This window comes from Paenibacillus sonchi, from assembly GCF_016772475.1.
Taxonomy (GTDB): domain Bacteria; phylum Bacillota; class Bacilli; order Paenibacillales; family Paenibacillaceae; genus Paenibacillus_AQ; species Paenibacillus_AQ sonchi.
In genome coordinates this window covers 3009119-3028266 of record NZ_CP068595.1, presented here as the reverse complement: position 1 = coordinate 3028266, position 19148 = coordinate 3009119, and the positions used below count along the sequence as shown (strand labels likewise).

The window sequence follows — 19148 nt, the reverse complement described above, 5'->3', positions numbered from 1 at the left end:
CCAAATGTCTTTCGGTTCCCGGCAGCTGCACTGCTGGCAATGAAGAAGTCCGAGATGAGGCAATCTGCAGAGTTTAGAGAAAAGCAGCTGCCATTCTAGTGTATGTAAGCAGCAGAATGGCTTCAAAAGAGGCTATACTCCCATTCTATTGCATTTCCTGCAATAGAATATGCAAGAAAAGCCACATTCAAGCGAATCCTTCGAATTCTGCTGCACTTTCTGCAACAGAATGCCTTATACCGCTGCCTCTACCGCAGCTCCGGCAGCTCTTCCTCGGCGATGCCGTGCAGCCGGTAGCCGCTGGTGGCGTAGGTCTCATAGTAGACCTTGCCGTTGCGGTAGTAGAGCAGATCCTCCAGATGGAAGCCGCCCATCAGATTCAGCTTCTCAATGCCGCTTCTGCGCTGCTCATGTACGAAGCCGAGGCGGTAGATGCGTGTCGTCTCATCGGCACCAAAAGCATAACGCAGGAATTCGGAGCTGCTGTCGCCGAAGAAATATTTCTCCTCATGGCGGTGCTCCTGCGTATATTCGAAGAGGCGGACGTTGATGCAGGCTTCGTCCTCCAGGCTGCGGTAGAGCCGCTTGAACAGCTCCTCCCGCGAGACAATTTCGCGGTTGTCGTAAGCGGCCGTAACATTGGCGCGCCGCAGCAGCTCTTCCTCGAAAGGCAGCGCGAACGCCTCCGCCGCCAGCAGCTCCCGGCGGCACAGCTCAATCAGCCGTTCAGCTACCACAGCGCCTCCCTGGCGGAGCAGCTCTGAGACGCTCCCCAGGAAGCGGTCGCTGAAGAAGATGCCCGGGCCGCGCCGCGCTTCAATATCTCGCATAACCTCTTCCGTGACGTTCCGGTAATACTCCATAATGTTCTGGTCCACCGTCTCGCCGGTACGTCCGATGCTGGCAAGCGCCAGACTGTGCAGCTCCTCCTCCAGCGCTTCCATGGTCTGCACCTTGGCTTTGCTCTCCGCGTGCAGCTGCTCCAGCGCCGCGTCGTAGCGCAGACACAGCGCAAGCTCGCTCTCCATGCGCAGCAGCTCATATTTTCTGCTGTACACCTGCGCAAATAAATAATGAATGAAATTGCGCACGGTCCGTTTGTCCAGCAGCGGCACGCGCTGGAACGGCAGGCGCTCCACGCTCTCCGCGTAGAGCTGCTCCAGCTCCTCCTGCGCGGAGGCAATCGCCGCGCGCAGCCCGGCCATATGCTGGCGCAGCGCATGCAGCACACTGCCGCCGCCGGGCTGCTCGGCGGTCCATTCCGCCAGCTGGTAGAACGTCAGCGGCGGAACCGCCTTCTCCTGGGCCGACAGCACAGCGGCCCACTCGCGGGCAGGGTCGATGTCCGCCACCCTTCTGGCGGACACCTCCGCAAAATTGCTGCGGAAATAGGCCTGCCCGCCGTCTCCGAACAGCAGCGTTTCGGCTTCGCGCAGCGACAGCGGCTTCAGCTCGCTGTAGGAGGGCCGGCCGTGGCTCATCAGCCCGGTCATCTCTTCAAGCCCCGCTTCATCCGGCAGCAGCGCCGCGGCCCGTTCACGCAGGGAATCGGCGCTCAGGCCAAGCAGCGCCTGCCGCTCGCGCAGGCTGAGCGACCCGCCCTCCTGCAGCTTCGCAGCCAGATAATGAAAGGAATGATACAGCACCGCAAGGGCGATTTGCCGGTTCGGCCGGCGCACCGCCGAGAAGCCGGCGGAAGCATAGCCCTGCCTTCCTGAACTGCCCCGGATGCCGCTTTTGAAGGTCATATTATTGTAGCCGCCGTGTCCGGTAGCCGTATCTGTTGCCGGGCGGACGCGGTTCTTGAGCAGGCTGATGTGGGCAATAATCTCATAGTTGTCGTCCATGCCATGAGGTGACATCATGCCCCGTTCGTTTTTGTCCGAGAGCAGATAGACAAGATCAAACAGTGCAGAAGGCCCGTGGGCCACCGGGATGGACAGCCCGTCTTCCGTGACCAGCAGCGGAGCGCTGAGGGTGTAATCCGATTGCTGCATCCCGTCCAGTTCACGCAGAAAAGCCAGCCCTACCGAGCTGGAGTAACCGAAGTTGTCCCCCTGCTCCCGCTCATTGATCAGCGCATACAGGTCGGTCTGCACCGACTTGAACGACTGGCTGAGCACGGCCCGGGCCAGCAGGGCAACCTCCGGCAGCAGCACATTAAGCGGGTCATCGACCCGCGTAATGATGGAGAGATGGATAACGTCAAAAGAGGAGTACAGCCGTCCATAATCCGCTATGCTGTTGCTTAAACGCCGCAGGCTGCGGTTCATCCCGGCCAGAAACCGGCTGTCTTCGTGGAACTCGCGGTAGAGGTCCTGACGGACTGTACGGGGATCGCGGCCCGCCGTTTCCGGCAAGGCCATCCCCAGGACCCGCTCTCTTCTGCTGCCCTCGGCCTGCGCCCGCTTCCTGCTGCCGGCGTACTCAGGCTGTGACTGGCTTCCATCGCCAGCCTGCTCTGCGCCGGCGGACGCGGCATGAAGCGCCATAATCCCGCCCGCATTGTCCCATTTCCGCTCGCAGCCGTCCAGCACCGGACCGATGGCCGAAGCCACCTTGTCGCCCAGGAACAGGAACAGTGCGGGATAATGGATGCTGCTGCGCCCGTCCCCTTTGCTCCGCTGCGCTTCTTCCTGCGCCGCATATTGTTCTGCATAGGTTAATGCCTGTGCTTTGATCATAGGCTTACTTCAGCTTTCTGCGGATGCTGCCAAGCTTGCCGGTCAGGCTCTGGTAGAAGCTGTACATTTCATCGCCGTCCGCATGTTCTACCCGCTCGTATTCCAGACTGTCGCGCGCTTCCAGGAAGGAGACATACAATCCTTCCAGCTTATACAGCAGGGGGTGACATCCTCGGCAGCTGTCATTTCCCCGGCACGGCGCGCTGCTTTGCGCAGCAGAACACTGCGGCTTTTCTCATCCAGCCCGCGGAAATGCCGGTAGACGGCGTACTCCACATAGCTCCGTTCCTTCATTAAGTTGGCGAACGGTTCCCAAGCGTCTTCGTCCTCGTCGCGGTCATAGACATACAGCGCACCTTTTTTGGTGATGGTATCGGTGTACAGCGCCTCAATAAACTGGTCGATCCACTTGTCTTCGTCAAGATATTGATGAAGCAGCCCTTCCAGTTCAGCCGCTTTGGCTGCCAGGGCGTCATATTTGGCCAATTCCTCGCGGACCCGCGCGATCAGCTGCGGCGAACGGATCAGATTTTCCTGCCCCATCTCCTTGTTAATGCTGCCAAAAATGTCCTTAGTCCCTTCGCGTTCCAGTCCGCTTGCGCGCAGCGACTTCAGCTCATCAGCCGCTTTTTTCACTTCACCCAGATTTGGGCGCGAATTCCCAAGCTGCAGGTCATAGCCGCTGAGCATTTTATCCACATCAAACGGCTTTGTGAGGATGACCGAGAAACGGCTGCTCGTATTTTCGTCGAGGCCTTTCTCGACAATAACCCCATTCTCCAGCGCTCTGGCAAAATCAGCCCGCACTCTCGCATTGTACTCACGGACACGGTTGTTGACGTAGGTATCGCCCCAGGATTTTTCCGGAATCGGCGAAGGCAGGTACGTCCAGTTATTCTTGTCGGTCATCACCAGATGGCGTCCGATTCCTTCTTTGTCAAGGATGGTCCGCTCATAGTTCTCTTCGTACACCCGCAGCGGCGTATATACGAACAGCGGCACCCCATTGCGCGTATTCAGCCAGAAAATCCGGTTTTTGACCTGGCTCTCCTTGATGGTAAACTGCGATTTGCCCAGCGCGTTGTTCTGGTAATTGCGGATTCCCTTCAGGATGCCCGGCGCCTTGACCGGCACAGAGACAAATCCCCAGGACGGGAAGTGCAGGCTGCCGGAGCTGTTGCTCAGGTGGAAAATCGGCACGGCATCCTCATCCAGGCGTCCGGCGATAATCCGTTCCACAAATTTATCCAGCGGCTCCTCGCGGCCGTACTTCATTACCAGGAATTCCTCCATGGAACGGGTAATCAGGTCACCGAACTTATCGCTCAGGAACTCAGAGATGGAGCGCACAATGTCGATTTCCTGCTCCTTGACCCAGCGCCCGGAATGTTTCAGCATCTCCCGCGTGAAGTCGCGGATCAGATCGTCGCCATCCTTCTGGTCCATCACCTTGGAGATGGTTGAGGCAATGTCCGGCACATTGACGATATTCCAATAGTAGGTTTTGTTGCCTTTGTGGTCGGCCTGCTCCTCACCGTTGATCAGGATATCGCCGTTCTTCTCAAAGATCGTGCTGAGCGCGCTGAGAATCTCGGTAAACACCCCATAAATCCGGTTGTTCTCTTCATTCAGCAGCTCAAACAGATCTTCATAGAATTCAATCATCTGCTCGGTGCGCTCCACATCGGCGTGCAGCCAGTATTCATTGATTTTGGCTTCAATATAGGCGTTTTTCTTCTTTTCCTTGGAGACAAAAGCGCTCCGCGCATCGCCCAGCTTCTCCTGCGCACTGTCCTGCGCCGTCTCGATATCACGCGGCAGCCGCAGCAGGCTCTCGCGCAGCGCTTCAATATAGGATTGGATCAGCTTCAGGATACAGAAGCCTTTTTCGGTATAGAGCAGCCGCGATACATAGAACGGACCCTGCTCGGGATGCAGGAAGATACGTTCCAGTTCTTCTCCGAAACGTCCGGTGATTTCTCCGGGGAGCTGCTTCTTGGACTTGATGTATTCCTCGCGGGCACGGGCCAGAAAGTTCTGCTCCAGCTCCGTATCCATATCCACCACCTGGTGTTTGATGACATTGCTGTGGTTCAGGCGCTCGCTGTTCTCATAGCCGGGCAGCGGCTCCGGTACACGGGACTCGAAAGTTTTGATCATGCTGTCGAGATCAATGCCGAGCTTGCGCGCGAGCTTTTCCACATCCTCCTGCCCTGGTGCCTGCTGGAACATTTTGTCCATCTTGTCGAACAGGCGGAATGCCAGATAAGTCGTCATTTCCTCAATCGGCAGCACCGCAGAAGAAGCCCCGATGATGTTGTATTCATAATTGGCAGGATACGTCTTGTTCATCTGCGCAATGTTCGTGCGGATGTTGCTGATATAGTCGTGGATCGCGAATTCCTCTCCCGACTGCTTTTCCTCGCTGGCCATGAAGTTCGTAATATTCTCCGCCGTTACATTCATGCAGTAGTCATAGGCGTTCTCCAGCAGCTTGCCTTCGGTATTGGTCGCAGAGATCAGATGGCACAGGTTGAACGGAGGCAGCGGTGAATTCACCGTCAAAATATTGCCGTACTGCTGGCGGAACCGCTCCCCCGGCTGTCGACGTTCATCCAGTAATCCAGTTCCTTGAGCGCGGCATAGCCGTTCTTGCGGATATATTCACGGGTATGCTCGCTGAGGCTTTTGTTCGACAGGTTCACATCCGGCGTGAACAAATAGCCGAGTGTATTCACACGGTCGATGCCTGCAGAGCCGTAGTCGCGTTCAATAATTCCGCGTACGATATAAGCGATATCCAGAAACGAGCCGCTGCCCGTTCCCCCGGACAAGCCGGTAAGCAGGAATACCATCAGCTTTTTGCTGGTGCCTACAGAAAGGGTCTTAATCTTCTTGTCGATCGCCGACACAACCTGATTGATCTTCGTGAACAGCAGCAGCCGCCCGGCCTGGCGCACCCCGGCGGCCCCGTTCATGCCATCGGTTATGCTCAGCTCCGGCGACAGCCAGTCTGTAATGTACGGTTCAAGAATACTGCGGTTCTGCAGAAGTCCGCCGATCTCGGCATTGGCCAGCAGCACGAATTCATTCTGCGGGTCGAGGCCGATGCCCTTGTATTTTTTGCCGCGGTCCTGCTCATTGGTCTCAAACGCCAGGAACTCCACGTTGTCCGGCTTATCCCGCTTCTTCTTGGACAACGGATCTTCAGGCAGCTTAAAGCGGCGGTTAATCTGGTATTTCAGCCGCAGCAGGGCGTCGATGCCCGTGCCGCCCAGGCCGATAATGAGGATCGGGTTGTCAATGGTGTCTACTCTGATTTTGTCGCTGACGATTCCTCCGCCCAGTGATACGTCGAGCTGTTGAATATGTTCTCTTACTACCGGTTTCATGAGTGCTCCCCCTTATATCAAATACTCAAGTAAAATGGTCTTGTCTACTGTCTGCAGCGCCACGGATATGCGGTCGCCGCTCTTCAGCTCCAGACCGCGCGCCGTATCGACCACACGTCCGGACCGTTCAACAGATATTTCTTCGCTGCCGCGCAGCATCAGGCGGTCATTTTTGCCCGGAGTGAATACAAGCTTCTCGCTCTCTTTCAGCTCCGGTGCCAGCTGCAGCAGCTGGTGGAGTGTGAATTTGCCGCGGAAGGCCGCCAGCTTCTTGTACTGCGGATAGGTCTTCTCGCCAGTGTTGCCGTCCAGCACTTCCACTACCATCTGCCCGACAAAGCCGCGGTTTGATTTTTGGCGCAGCAGCCACAACACCACAGCCGCCGCCAATACCAGCACAATGCCGCCAATTATATAATAGAGAGTTTTGGATGAAGACTTATCCTGTGCCGGCTCAGCGCCCCCTGCTCCAGCTGGCTTGCTGGTGCTTGTGGCCACCGCTCCCGTCTTGGCATTGATCGTAAGCACATCGCTTTCGCGGTAGAAGCTGCTCTCCTCCGCCCGCACCTTCAGCTTATAATTATGGCTCTCCGCAATCTCAAAAGAGCCCTTGAACACCGCACCGGAGTTATCCATCGGAAGCTCCTGAACCTTCCCTGTATCGGTATCTGTCGCGAGCAGCACCGCCTTCATATCCTGATATAAGTTGCTGAGCGTTACCTGGGCCCCATTGCTGTACAGGTGGGAGGAAATTTCTACGGTATCCCCCTTTTTGTAAGTCTTGGACTGGAGCGCGTCCAGCTTCAGCTCCAGATCATAGTTGAACACGAGATTGATATCGATTTTGTCCTTCGGCACGCCCTTCACCTGAAGCTTCCAGTCCCCCTGCTCCGGCGACAGCAGCTTGATCAGGCTGTAGGTGCTGGATTTGGAGAGCAGCACATCGTTCGAGGGGATAGCCGCTTCCTTCCCGGACGGGTCTGTCAGCTTGGCGGTAACAGGCTTCGCCGACATAATGGATATATTGGCCTCCAGCACACTGCTGTTGGGTACATTGACGGTGACCTCCTGGTAGCTGCCATTCGCCGTAATGGACTGCACCGGAACAACCTTCAGCTTCAAATGGTCGGCAAAAATTTCACTGAGAATCTGCGGCAGATCATCCGCCGAATCGGTGGTGAACGCCTTGCCGGACGTTTTATTGGACAGATCGGCCAGAATTTCCTTGTTCAGCTTGCCGTCGGCGTTCAGCCCGATCGTGTAGACCGGATACCCCTTCTGCTTGGCCGTTTCCACCGCAGCATCCAGTTCCTGGTCCGACTGGCTCTGTGTACGGCCGGTTGCTTCATTAAGGTCATTGTTGCCGTCCGCCAGCATCACGATCATCGGCTCATGCCCCGGATCGCTGCCGTTCTCCAGCACCTTCACGGCCTCTTCCATCCCGACGGCAATATCCGTGTAGGCTCCCCGGTCCAGGCCGTCAATGAAGTCCTTCAAATCCTGCTTGTCGGCGGCAGAGCCAATCTGCAGCAGCGCCTTCTCCCGCTGGACCTTGTCGGTGTAGGCCACAATTCCGACCTTATCCCCTTGCGCCGACAGCATATCTATGAACATTTTCATCGCTTCACCCGCGATATTGTTCTTGTCACTCTTATTCATGGAGTTGCTGACATCAATCAGCAGCACAGCGTCAATATGAGAGGGCGCGGGCGATGCTGCGCTTGCTGTTCCGCCCGCAAACGGCGCCGCCGAAATGCACAATACCAGCAGCAGCAGAACTATAGGCCGCATTATCTTCTGGGCTGTCTTAAAATGATTAAATAGTGTACGAAGCATAGATAGGGCTCCTCTTGTGTTAAATTAGGGCAGATACGGCAGAGTCTCAGTATAGCTAAATTCTGTCAATAGCATGCCATTATGATATAATTAAACCTTGTAAACTTCAACTTTAGGACCGCACGACCGGGACTGCTCCAAGCGCCGTTATTCTGGAATGCATTCAACAGCTTAAGTATAGACTACGTTCCTGAAAATTTGATAAAAACGTTGTTTGCATTGCTGCCGCCCTGCCATCCCAGGGCTAATCACCGTACCCCGGGCCGCCATGCTGCCAAGAAGAAAGGAAGAGTTCCATGATTTCATACGCCATTCTCGGGATTTCGTTTCTTTATGCTGTCATTCAGATTCTCATTTATGCTTCACGCCAGCGCAAGCCGCTGACCCGTGATGACATTGATGAGCGCCTGCTGGCTGCGCTGAACGGAGGCGACCATGCCCGTCAATAACAAGAAACCCGTGACGTTCCGGCCGTTCAAGACTCCGCGGTATGCCTATGACAAGCTGCGCATCTGCCGCCGCTGCGGCCGTTATACCGCACTCAGTGAAGACAGGTGCGGCCAATGCGGACGTGCAGCCCTGACAGCAGTAGAGCAGCACGCCGCTGCCCTTGCCGGACGCAAAATGCATACCCGGCTCCTGTTCATCCTCCTGCTGACTTTGGCGGCGGTCTATTTCGGCCAAAGCCTGCAGCAGATGGCGCTGTGCGGGGCCGGCGGAATCGTGCTGGCCGGACTGCTCTTCCTTACGCAGCGTAAAGTGCGCCAGAACGAAAATCTGTATGCGCTGAATGCGCTGCTTGGCCGCAGCATCGACAGCATCCGGGACGGCCTGGAGATCAACCGCCAGGAGGCGGTATCCGTTCTGCGCGAGAACGACGTGCTGGCCTACGAGAAGCTGCGCGAAATCTCCATTCTGCTGCGCGGCGACCGGGTCTCCCGCCAGCGCATTGCGCTGCTCCACGGCTTCCAGCTGCGCAAGGACATGCAGCTGGAGCTGGAGCAGCTGCTGCTCAAGGATTTCGAACCGCTGCTGGCCGAATATATCGGCGAGATTGCCAAAGTGCGGCCCGAGCTTATCAAGGACCGCACATTACGCTATGTCAAAACCTATGAAGTACAGATTCTTCAAATGGACAAAGGGGCAGCGATTCTGACTGCGGTGGCCGGAGCAGCTGTGCGGTTAAAACGTTACGCGCTGCTCTACTCCGGCATGATCGGAAGATACGTAGCCGACCTGCCCAAGGACCGTTTTCTGCGGTTGTCCAGAATGATAGACGCCAGTCCGTACGAGGCCTGGAATGGCCTGAATCTCAAAGTGGCGGAAGTCCGCGAAGCCAAATACCGCTGGGACCCCGATTTTTAAATAGAGTACTGCAAGCCGGACACATGTACTGTAATTTACAAAGGGGCTACTATAATATGACGATCAAACAAGCCTTATCCCTGCGGAATATTATGATCATTTTGTGTATATTGATGCTGGTCCTGCTGGGGCAGAAGGGCATCAGGCTCCACAGCAAGATCGGGGCAGTGCACGAAGCCGGACGGCTCTACGCCGCAGGTGATCTGATCGCCGCCGAAAATCAGTACCGGCTGGCGCAAACGAACGCTTCCTTTCATTACAAGGAAGCGGAGATCGCCGCAAGGCTGCAGGAGCTGGCACCGATCACAGCCATCCGCAGCGGGCTGGGACTGCTTAAGCTGAAAATTAAAGACCAGCTGATCACCAAAGATTTTGGCGGCTTCATGGAGAGCTATGCCTCCCTGTTGAGCCTGAAAAGCCAATATATGAAATCCGGCGGTCCCTATGAATCCTATTATCGCCAGCTGTCGGCGGATTCAGGCATTTCCGGCCAGCTCGGGACGGGCTTCCAGCAATTCAAGGCGCAGTTTCTGGCCGAGCTGGCGGCGGGGCGGAGCGGCAGCAGCAACGCCGTTAATGACGGAGACAGCTTCAAATGGAACCTGCTGCGCATTCCCGATGTCTATTTAGGGGGGGCGGATGCTAAGAAAGAGCTGCTGGCTTCGGAGTTCAAGGCCTATGACACCGCGCGGCTTAAGGCGCTTGCAGCAGCGGGCAGCTTCTCCCCCATGCTGGATTACGCCTTGTCCCTTGCCGATGCCTACAGCAGCCACAGCTATACGGCTCCCTGGATAGCCAGCCAGATCGAGAAGAGCGCCAAGCTTATCCTCAGCAAAGATATAGACGGCGATCAGATTGCCGCCTTCTCCGCTCATGCTGCGGCGTACCGCAAATATGCCGCTTCGGCTGGCCTGGCTTCTTCCAAGGTGCTGTCCCTGATCGACAGCACCTCCGCGAAGCTGCTCCGCAGCGCCGCAAGGCTGGTACGCAGCGGCGGGTACGCCGAGGCTATCCAGCGCTATAGCGACCTGGCCCCGCTTCAGGACACAACGGCAGAAATTGCCGCCGCACAGCTCGCCTGGAATGTCGCCGAGCCTGTGCGGCTTCTTCCCGGCGGGGAAACGCCGGGCAAATATGTCTTGACCACTTCTGTCAGAGGGAAATACGGGGCCAGACTCGCTGTTGCCGGAACGGACAGCAGCGGACAGCTGTACTATGCGGACATGGGTGAAAACGGGGCCGTGACTACAAGGTCCGGAGAGATTATTCCGGGCTTTGAGAAGCTGATCCGCCTCGCTTTTGACGACCAGCTCTCCGCCCTTGCCGGAGTCCCGGTTGTGGTCGCTGAAGGCAGCCGCGAAGATCAGCGGACTTCGTTCGCGGCCTATACCATCAAGCCTGAAGGAATCTCCCTGCTCTTCTCGTTTGCCGGCAGCAGCTACAAGCTGCAGCCGGATGATGCTTCCATCCGTGTCGCCAATGCGGATCTGGGAGATGGTTCAGAGGGCCAGACTGCCATATACCGCCAGACGAATGGGGTCTACCAATTTGCTGAAATCTATCAGGAGTATCCGCTAATCGACGCCTCTGAGCTGGAGCTTCACCCCTGGAGACCGTAAACCTGCAGGTTGATATTTATATTGATTCCACCGGCAGACCTGTGGCCGCCGCGGGCGGGCGCTATCTGGCGCTGCAGGGAAATGTGGGTACCGTTACCGGGCCCGCCTTAGCTACCGGCCAGTTCCAGTACGGCTATGATTATGCGGGGACCGATGCCGGGGAGGAGTACGTGCCTGTATTTATAGTAGAATCATTGGGGAGTATGAATCCAATCCCTAACCCATAAAAGGGGATATGGTATTTCTCAACACTATGAAAAAGTAGACTTAAGTCTTCCCTCCTACTTTTGTACTCCGAGCCTAAGTGGAAAAAGGGTAACTAATTTGCCCGGGTACCCTGTTCTCCGCAGGTTAAGTGGAAAAAGGATAACTAATTCAGTTCATTTCACTCCTGACGAGGAAAAAGTGCCCAATTAAGCTCCCTTTTTCCACTTAAATCTCACAATTGTTGATTTTTCGGGGAAATAAGTTCCCTTTTTCCAACTAGCACTACTCACCTGCAAACGCTGGTTAGAAAAACAGGAAATCATAATTTCCTGAACAATAACAAAAAAGCCGATGCTCCTTGTGAAGGAAGTATCGGCTTCTTTGTATGTGCCTTTTTGTATGTGCCTTATAGAGGCAGACCCTTTTGCAGGTCCGGCTATTCTTTTACAGCACCGACCACAATCCCGGTTACGAAATACCGCTGTAAAAAAGGATAGACCAGCAGGATCGGCAAAGCGCTGATAAAGATCTGCGACGCCCGGATGGTACGCTGCGACAGATTGGCTACGGCAGCCGGATCAAGCTTTGTCATGTCGGCCTGCACGATAATGGTCTGCATAAAGGTCGCCAGCGGGAGCTTGGAGGCATCCTTGATATAGATAATCCCGTCAAAATATGCATTCCAATGTCCAACCATAATGAATAAGGAGACCGTAGCCAGCACGGGCATGGAGACCGGCAGGTAGACGCTGTAAAAGGTCCGGAAATGGCCTGCCCCGTCAATAAAGGCGGCTTCTTCGAGATCCTTGGGCACCGTCCGGAAGAAATTCAGCAGCAGGATGATATTGAAGACCGCTACCAGTCCCGGAAGGATCAGCGCCATCAGGGAATCCATCAGCCCAAGCTTCAGAATCAGGATGTAGCCGGGAATCAGGCCCCCGCTGAACAGCATCGTGATGACAAAATACCAAAGGTAAATATTGCGTGCCCGGAAAACATGCGTTTCCTTGGAGAGTGCATAGGCAGCAATGGTGTTCACCACCAAAGCCATTGCCGTTCCCAGCACGGTCCGTTCTACCGACACCCACAGGGAGGAGAGAAAGTTGGCGTTGTCAAACGTTTTTGCATAGGCTTCAAGGGTGAAGCCGATCGGCCAAAAGGTCACCAGCCCGGCATTGGCCGGAGCCGTTGAGCTGAGGGACACCATCAGCAGATGAAAGAGCGGAAGCAGGCACAGCACGGAAATAAGCGTCAGGAAGACATTATTGAATACGCTGAATACGCGGTAGGACACTGTTTTGTGATACATGGGATGTCCTCCTTTCTAGAAGATTCTGTAGCCGGCAAAACGGTACGCCAGCCGGTAGGAGATCACGATCAGAATTAAGCTTATCGCCGATTTGAACAAATTCACGGCTGTAGCAAAGCTGAACTGTCCGCTGAGAAGACCTTCTCTGTAGACAAACGTGTCAATAATATCGCCTTGCTGATAGATCAAAGGGCTGTACAGGTTGAACACCTGGTCAAAGTTCGCGTTCAGCACGTTGCCCAGTGCCAGGGTGGCTACCACAATGGCAATCGGGATCAACGCCGGAATGGTAATATAGATCGTCTGCTTCCAGCGCCCCGCCCCGTCCACTTCCGCAGCTTCGTACAGGGAGGGACTGATCCCGGACAGTGCGGCCAGGAAGATAATCATGTTGAATCCGAATTCCTTCCAGACATCACTGAAAATGATTGTGAACCGGAACCAGCTGCCGTCGCCCAGGAAGAAAATCGGCTTTATGCCGAAAACACTGGAAATGAACTGGTTGATGAGCCCCGTCTGGGCAAGCATATCAATCAGAATCCCCGAAAGGGTAACCCAGGACAGAAAGTGCGGCAGATAGACCAGTGTCTGGATGGTTCTTTTGAGCGCCATTTTTCTGACCTCATTGAGCAGCAGCGCGAAGAAGAACGGGATAATCAGGTTCATGATTATTTTAGTGCCGGCGAAGAACAGTGTATTCCAGGTTATCTGCAGGAAATAATCGTTCTGCCACATGTATTCGAAATGTTTCAGTCCTACCCAAGGAGAGCCAAATAATCCGGGCTTCGGCTTATAATCCTGAAAGGCCATAAGAATTCCACCCATGGGAATATAAGAAAATATAAACACCATAACCGCCGCCGGCAGCACCATAAGGTGGAGCATCCACGGCTGCTTAACCTTCTTTTTCCTCGATTGGCGCAGCGGTTTTCCAGGATTCACCTGCTGTATAGTGTTAGCTTCCATCGCTCTCTCCCGCTTTCAAAAAATTATTTTGTGTGTTGTATGAATCTCTGATATAAATAGTAGCAAGCATTTCTGAGCTTTGACTATATTACTTTGTTAGGCTCACATAGGGATTTATTAGGGGCATTGTCTGGGGGGACAAAAATGGGTTTCAGCCAAGCTTTTATGTTCGTGAAAGAAAGATCCTGGAGCAGATTCAGTTTATTCGCCAAAATGAACAGTTTGATTATCGTGCTGTTTGTGCCGATCATTATTGTGTATACGTATTCAAACAACGTCACCTTCGATGTGGTCAGCAAAGAGCTGCAGGAGTCCAACACCAAACAGCTCACTTTTTTGTCCAGCCAGATTGATTCGCGGATCAACCAGATGATGGATTTCAGCGTGGTGTTCTCCAGGGATCCGAATGTGCGGAAATTCAACGGCCTGGGCATCTGGGAGGACCGCTATGACCGTATGCAGACCCGTTTTGTCATTCAGGAGAAGATGATGCTCCAGTCAGGCTTAACCGACGTCTGGCCGTCCAGGTACGCTGTATATTCCCAGCAGAACAAGGATGTCATTTCCAATTACGACAAACCCACCGGGTATGATGAAAATTACCTGATTCAAAATATGAGCGGCAAATGGACTTACAGTGACGACGGAACGGGGGCCTCCAGCAGCTCCAAGGCCTTTTACTGGTTCCACAGCGATTCTATCGCCCCGCAGGGAACGCTTACCGGAAGCGATCTGGTGGTCGAAGCCAGCTTCAGTTCGGAGAATATCCAGAACATGCTGGATACGTATAAAACGGGGGGCAGGGTGATCCGTTTTTCTATCACAAAGGCGAAACGCCGATTTTGAACCGTACTGCGGACCAGAAGTTAACCGCTGAATTGATCGGTTATCTGGACAAGCATTCGCCGGACAGCAGCACACAGCATGTAATCAGTCTGGGACATAAAAATTATCTGGTCAGCTCCGTCAAATCCTCATATCTGGAATGGTATCTGGTTGACGTTGTGCCGCTCGACCGCATCCTTGGGCCTATATCCGTCAGCCGCAATTTATTCTATGTATCCATGCTGCTGCTGTTTGTTGTGGGGATTTCGGCCTCTATTCTGCTCTACCAGAATGTGCAGCGGCCCATCAAAAAGCTGATCAAAGGACTCCGGCGGGTGCAGCGGGGCGACTACTCCGTACGCCTTCACTCGGAGGATCATAACGAATTTTCGTTCCTCTTTTACCGGTTCAATGATATGTCCCATCAGATTCAGGATCTCATCGAAAATGTCTTCAACGAAAAAATCCGGGCCCGGGAAGCCACCCTTAAGCAGCTTCAAGCTCAGATCAATCCGCATTTTCTCTACAATTGCCTGGGTTTTATTATTAACATGGCCCAGATGAAGGATGAAGAAGCTGTCGTATCGATGGCCTATAATCTTAGCGCCTACTATCGCTATACTACCCGGATGGAGCGGGACACCGCCACGTTGGATGATGAAGTCCGGCTGCTCGTCAACTATCTGGATATCCAGAAGCTGCGCAATGGCCGGATCGAATATCACATTGATATCCCGCAGGAGATGCTGAGTTATTCTATCCCCGCCTCCTCCTGCAGCCGATTGTGGAGAACTCGGTCATCCACGGGGTCGGCAAATCGTACAGCTCCGGTGAAATCAGGATCAGCGGCGAGTGCTCCGGCTGCTGCTGCCGGGTGTATATCGACGACGACGGGCCGGGTCTAAGCCCGGAGCAGCAGGAAGCGCTCAACCGCAAGATGCGGGAGCCGCTGCAGGAGGAGATGGGCTGCGGTCTTTGGAATACGAATCAGCGGCTCATTCACCAGTTCGGCAATCACTCCGCCCTGCATTTCACAGAATCGCCGCTGGGCGGCTTCCGGACAGAAATTGTCTGGGAAATTCCGGCCCAGGAAGAGCAGCCTCTGCCCACTAACTTACAAGGAGACACCGCAAATGCAAATGATCATTGTTGACGATGAAGCCCACTGGGTAGACAACCTGTCCATGACCAAACCCTGGCACACGCTGGGCATCGAACAAGTACACAAGGCTTATTCCGCTTCCGAGGCGCTTCAGATCATTGAGACACACCCTATAGACATTGTGATCTCTGATATTCAAATGCCTGAAATGACGGGACTTGAGCTGATGGAGCGGATACGGAGACGGGATAAGAAAATCAAATGCATTATCTTATCCGGACACTCGGAATTTGAATTCGCCAAAAGCGCCATTCAGCACAACGCAGTCGATTATCTGCTCAAGCCCCCGACAGACAGCGAGCTGTTAGGCGCCGTCCAAACCGCGATTGCACAATTGAACGCGGAATGGGAGCTGATCAGCTCCCTGGAACGGACCCAATATACCCTAAGGGAGAATCTGCCGCTGCTGCGCGGCCAGCTCCTGCTGAGTGCCCTGCAGGGCCAACGGATGCCGGCCGACGAATGGGAACGCAAGCTGGAAAATTACGGTCTTCCCTTCCGCAATGGGGATTGTGCACTGATGCTTGTCCGGCTGGAAGAAGAATTCGGACAATATAAAAACAACGGCCAGCCGCTCATTGAATATGCGGTTATCAATATGGCCGAAGAGATCATTGGCGAATGTATGGAGGTGTGGGGGTCAAGGAAGAGCACGGATATCTTGTATTTCTGCTGCAGCTGAAGGAAAAAGCCGCAGACCTGGGGACAGAGGGCCTTTTGGAGCAGCTGTCCGTGCAGCTGCAGTACAAGGTAAAGCAATTCCTGAAAGGTTCCCTGTCGATTGTGATCACGGAATGGTTCAGGTTCCCTGACCAGCTGCCCGAACAATTCCGCCAGGCTTCATCCTATTTCCGCCAGATTGTCGGAGACGAGCGGGAATTCGTCATGAGGGTAAGCGACTTGCACGAACCGTCCGAACAAGGGCCGCTGGACGCGCTGTACACCCCGCCTTCCTTGATTAACCTGCTGGAATCCGGCCACTGGGAAGCAGCCGGGGCCAAGCTGATGGATGTCTGTGCCGAGCTGGATGAGAAATGGCCCGAATCCTGGGAGCACTGCATGGAGGCCGGATTTTTGATCACGGCCGCTTTCTCCAATCTGGCGCACCGGAATGGACATACCCTGGCGAAGCTGCTGGGGACAGATATTGAAGAGCTGCAGAGCGGGGAAGCTTTTACCTCTATCAACAAGCTCAGAGTGTGGTCACTCAGCGTGCTCGGCAAGCTGAAAGAGGGAACCTCCAGCGAGATCAAAGACATCCGTTCCCTCTACGTGAAGAAGATTCAGGAGTTTACGGATAAGAATCTGCATCTTGATGTCTCCTTGCGGGTTCTGGCCGACCATGTCAATCTGCACCCGACCCACTTGTCCAAAATCTACAAGATTGAAACGGGCGAAGGCATCAGCGAATATATCTCCCGCCTGCGCATGGACCGTGCCTGCCATATGCTGAAGACCACCGGCAAAAAGGTGTATGAAATCAGCAATGACATCGGATATATGGACCCTGCCTATTTCATCAAAGTATTCAAACGCCAGTTTGGGGTCACGCCGCAGGAATACCGGGACGGGAAAAAATAGCATAATAGAGTCCTATCGAAACTAAGAAACTCATATAGATACGCTCCCCTCGCAGTTGGTACAGTACACATGTAAGGATTATACACAGTAGGGGGAAATGATGATGGTTAAGCTCAACAAATTAGGCTCGTTCCTCATGATTACGGCTCTCGTCACACTTACAGCCTGCAGCGGAACATCGAATGGGAATGCACCAAAAGGCAATGCCGCTTCCAATAGCAGTGCCAGCACGTCTGAAGCCGATGCGGCCTTCGCCAAAGGCAAATACGATCCGCCGATTGAGATCAGCTCCGTATTAATGCCGAAGAAATACGTGCACGGCGACACGAAGGAAAACAATGTACATGACCGCTGGATGCTGGAGACGCTGGGGATCAAACATAAAGATACCTGGTACCCCGCCAATGACGACCAATATAGACAAAAGCTTCAGCTTGCCATCTCCTCCGGCGAGAAGCTGCCTGATTTCGTATCGGTACCGACCAATGCGGTATTAACCAACCAATTGATTGATTCCGGCCAGTTCATTGCGATTGATGAGCTGTTTGACAAGTACGCCAACAAAATCCTGAAGGACCATGCGGCGGCACATCCCGAGCTCTGGTACCCGTTCATGAGAGACGGCAAAAAATATAATATGCCGATCCTGGAATACACCGACAATGACGATACGCTGCTGTGGCTCCGCGAGGATTGGATGGAGAAGCTGAAGCTTGAAGCGCCCAAGACCATCGCCGACCTGGAAAATATTATGGACAAATTCAAGAATCAGAATCCTGATGGTCTGGCTCCCAAAGATGTGTATCCGCTCGCGATTTCACTAAAAAACAAAACTAATACTTGGATGGGCTCGCTGGACTGGCTGTTTGGCGCTTACGGCACCATCGAGGAGCAATGGAACAAGGATGCGAACGGCAATCTGGAGTATGGTTCCGTGAATCCGGGTGCGAAGCAAGCCCTGGCGAAGCTGAAGGAATGGATGGATAAAGGTTATATTCATGCTGACTCCGCACTCTGGGATGAAGGGAAATCAGCCGAAAGCTGGACCAAAGGCACCGCAGGCATTCTGCCAGGGGCCAACTGGGTACCGGACTGGCCTGCTCCCGATCTGCTCAAGAATGTAAAAGGCTCCAAGTACAAGGCCTACCCTATTCCTGCAGGACCGGACGGCCTGATCGGCACCAAATGGCAAAATTCCGGTGTGAATGCCAGCATTATGATCAATAAGGATGCCAAGCATCCGGAAGCTATCTTCCTGTACTACAATTATTTGCTCGACAACATGGCTAATCCGACCGCAGGCAGCCCGTATGAATATGGCTTTGCCAAAGGCTACGATTGGGATATCATTGACGGCCAGCCAACCAGCGACAAAGAAAAGATCAAGGACTTCTCCAATGAATTCCCGTTCCTGACCGGCCCGGCCCGTATTCCTGATCTGTATATGAAGACCCTCGTCAAGCTTGCAAACGGTGAAAAACCGGTAACGCCTTATGAAAAACAAATGGCTGAGTTCCGCAAGCCGGAGAACTGGGCGGCCGCCAAGATCGTAATGTCGCAGCAAAATATCCGCAAGCAGAACTATTTCACCGGTGCAGCCACACCAACGATGGTCTCCAAGTGGAACCTGCTGCGCCAGTCCGAGATGGAAACCTTCAACAAAATCATCTACGGCAAATTGCCGGTCGATGCCTTTGACGAATTCGTCACCAACTGGAAAGCTAACGGCGGCGACCAAATCACGAAGGAAGTCAACGACTGGTACAAGTCCGTATCAGCCAAGTAAGCAGAATTCCCGCAATAAGTATAAAAAGAGGCTGACCCAAAAGCCATAAAGTGGCTGCTTGGGTCAGCCCTTGTTGTTTTGAGCAGAATCCACGTTAACCTCTGGGAGGGCCCTCCGCAAACGGCTGTTGTTTCGGCGGAAGTCCGCATTTGTTGTATAACATGCAGGATTTTCGTCCATTGGGTGAAGCCTGGCTCACATTGTTGTACGATTCGCAAGATTTTCGTCCATTGCGCATGCTTAGGGCACAGATTGTTGTATAACGTACAGGATGTTCATCCATTCGGTCTGCTTAAGACACATTTTGTTGTATTCCGTGCAGGATGTTCGAGGGTTAACACGTTAGGGGTACCCTTTATATGCCCTTCTTCAGCAATTCCAAGTGGAAAAAGGGCAACTAATTTAGCTCATTTCAC

Annotated in this window: 14 protein-coding genes and 1 pseudogene; 10 read left to right on the top strand and 5 right to left on the bottom strand. The window is 53.9% G+C overall.

Annotated elements, in window-relative coordinates; all coding sequences use genetic code 11:
• Positions 1-248 precede the first annotated feature (248 nt).
• The 3 genes and pseudogenes from JI735_RS13790 to JI735_RS13780 form a co-directional block, all read right to left on the bottom strand.
• Positions 249-2684 carry a transcription initiation factor TFIID gene (locus tag JI735_RS13790; RefSeq protein WP_202677473.1) on the bottom strand — a complete coding sequence of 812 codons (2436 nt, stop codon included), beginning with the start codon at positions 2682-2684 and terminating at the stop codon, positions 249-251.
• A gap of 4 nt (positions 2685-2688) precedes the next feature.
• Positions 2689-6076, bottom strand: a pseudogene (locus tag JI735_RS13785) (tubulin-like doman-containing protein).
• Positions 6077-6088: 12 nt separating this feature from the next.
• The gene (locus tag JI735_RS13780; protein WP_083886523.1) at positions 6089-7912 is read right to left on the bottom strand and encodes a vWA domain-containing protein; all 1824 of its coding nucleotides are present in this window, start codon (positions 7910-7912) and stop codon (positions 6089-6091) included.
• A gap of 296 nt (positions 7913-8208) precedes the next feature.
• Here JI735_RS13780 and JI735_RS13775 point away from each other — a divergent pair, with 296 nt between their 5' ends.
• The 4 genes from JI735_RS13775 to JI735_RS13760 are packed head-to-tail and all read left to right on the top strand — an operon-like array spanning position 8209 to position 11123.
• The gene (locus JI735_RS13775) at positions 8209-8361 is read left to right on the top strand and encodes a hypothetical protein (RefSeq protein WP_020427107.1); all 153 of its coding nucleotides are present in this window, start codon (positions 8209-8211) and stop codon (positions 8359-8361) included.
• On the top strand, positions 8348-9277 hold the full coding sequence (locus tag JI735_RS13770; RefSeq protein ID WP_039834048.1) for a hypothetical protein: 930 nt from the start codon (positions 8348-8350) through the stop codon (positions 9275-9277). Before JI735_RS13775 ends, JI735_RS13770 begins: the two co-directional genes overlap by 14 nt.
• Positions 9278-9333: 56 nt before the next feature.
• The gene (locus JI735_RS13765) at positions 9334-10896 is read left to right on the top strand and encodes a hypothetical protein (protein WP_202677472.1); all 1563 of its coding nucleotides are present in this window, start codon (positions 9334-9336) and stop codon (positions 10894-10896) included.
• Positions 10897-10937: 41 nt separating this feature from the next.
• Positions 10938-11123 carry a hypothetical protein gene (locus tag JI735_RS13760; RefSeq protein WP_202677471.1) on the top strand — a complete coding sequence of 62 codons (186 nt, stop codon included), beginning with the start codon at positions 10938-10940 and terminating at the stop codon, positions 11121-11123.
• A 416-nt stretch (positions 11124-11539) separates the two neighbouring features.
• On the opposite strand, the gene JI735_RS13755 is transcribed toward JI735_RS13760, so the two are convergent.
• Positions 11540-12412: a carbohydrate ABC transporter permease gene (locus tag JI735_RS13755; RefSeq protein WP_039834052.1), complete on the bottom strand. Its 873-nt coding sequence runs from the start codon at positions 12410-12412 to the stop codon at positions 11540-11542.
• 15 nt (positions 12413-12427) lie between these two features.
• The gene (locus JI735_RS13750; protein WP_020426977.1) at positions 12428-13378 is read right to left on the bottom strand and encodes an ABC transporter permease; all 951 of its coding nucleotides are present in this window, start codon (positions 13376-13378) and stop codon (positions 12428-12430) included.
• Between the two features lie 144 nt (positions 13379-13522).
• Between JI735_RS13750 and JI735_RS35700 the strand changes: the two genes are divergently transcribed.
• From JI735_RS35700 to JI735_RS13735, 6 genes are all read left to right on the top strand, one after another.
• On the top strand, positions 13523-14224 hold the full coding sequence (locus JI735_RS35700) for a hypothetical protein (RefSeq protein WP_233476388.1): 702 nt from the start codon (positions 13523-13525) through the stop codon (positions 14222-14224).
• The gene (locus tag JI735_RS35695) at positions 14221-15108 is read left to right on the top strand and encodes a sensor histidine kinase (protein ID WP_233476387.1); all 888 of its coding nucleotides are present in this window, start codon (positions 14221-14223) and stop codon (positions 15106-15108) included. Before JI735_RS35700 ends, JI735_RS35695 begins: the two co-directional genes overlap by 4 nt.
• Positions 15003-15356: a sensor histidine kinase gene (locus JI735_RS35690; protein ID WP_325175623.1), complete on the top strand. Its 354-nt coding sequence runs from the start codon at positions 15003-15005 to the stop codon at positions 15354-15356. Before JI735_RS35695 ends, JI735_RS35690 begins: the two co-directional genes overlap by 106 nt.
• Positions 15337-16047, top strand: coding sequence for a response regulator (locus JI735_RS35685; RefSeq protein ID WP_233476385.1), 711 nt, complete (start codon positions 15337-15339; stop codon positions 16045-16047). Before JI735_RS35690 ends, JI735_RS35685 begins: the two co-directional genes overlap by 20 nt.
• Entirely contained in the window at positions 15987-16946 is a 960-nt protein-coding gene (locus JI735_RS35680; protein ID WP_233476384.1) for a helix-turn-helix transcriptional regulator, read from the top strand. The genes JI735_RS35685 and JI735_RS35680 overlap by 61 nt, the downstream gene beginning before the upstream one ends.
• A gap of 103 nt (positions 16947-17049) precedes the next feature.
• On the top strand, positions 17050-18732 hold the full coding sequence (locus tag JI735_RS13735) for a type 2 periplasmic-binding domain-containing protein (protein WP_039834055.1): 1683 nt from the start codon (positions 17050-17052) through the stop codon (positions 18730-18732).
• Positions 18733-19148 lie beyond the last annotated feature (416 nt).

What these genes read in the sequence shown, in the direction of transcription:
- JI735_RS13780 (WP_083886523.1), bottom strand. Translation starts at nt 7,912, where the DNA reads ATGCTTCGTACACTATTTAATCATTTTAAGACAGCCCAGAAGATAATG.
- JI735_RS13765 (WP_202677472.1), top strand. Translation starts at nt 9,334, where the DNA reads ATGACGATCAAACAAGCCTTATCCCTGCGGAATATTATGATCATTTTG.
- JI735_RS13770 (WP_039834048.1), top strand. Translation starts at nt 8,348, where the DNA reads ATGCCCGTCAATAACAAGAAACCCGTGACGTTCCGGCCGTTCAAGACT.
- JI735_RS35685 (WP_233476385.1), top strand. Translation starts at nt 15,337, where the DNA reads ATGCAAATGATCATTGTTGACGATGAAGCCCACTGGGTAGACAACCTG.
- JI735_RS35700 (WP_233476388.1), top strand. Translation starts at nt 13,523, where the DNA reads ATGGGTTTCAGCCAAGCTTTTATGTTCGTGAAAGAAAGATCCTGGAGC.
- JI735_RS13755 (WP_039834052.1), bottom strand. Translation starts at nt 12,412, where the DNA reads ATGTATCACAAAACAGTGTCCTACCGCGTATTCAGCGTATTCAATAAT.
- JI735_RS13750 (WP_020426977.1), bottom strand. Translation starts at nt 13,378, where the DNA reads ATGGAAGCTAACACTATACAGCAGGTGAATCCTGGAAAACCGCTGCGC.
- JI735_RS35680 (WP_233476384.1), top strand. Translation starts at nt 15,987, where the DNA reads ATGTATGGAGGTGTGGGGGTCAAGGAAGAGCACGGATATCTTGTATTT.
- JI735_RS13735 (WP_039834055.1), top strand. Translation starts at nt 17,050, where the DNA reads ATGGTTAAGCTCAACAAATTAGGCTCGTTCCTCATGATTACGGCTCTC.
- JI735_RS13790 (WP_202677473.1), bottom strand. Translation starts at nt 2,684, where the DNA reads ATGATCAAAGCACAGGCATTAACCTATGCAGAACAATATGCGGCGCAG.
- JI735_RS13775 (WP_020427107.1), top strand. Translation starts at nt 8,209, where the DNA reads ATGATTTCATACGCCATTCTCGGGATTTCGTTTCTTTATGCTGTCATT.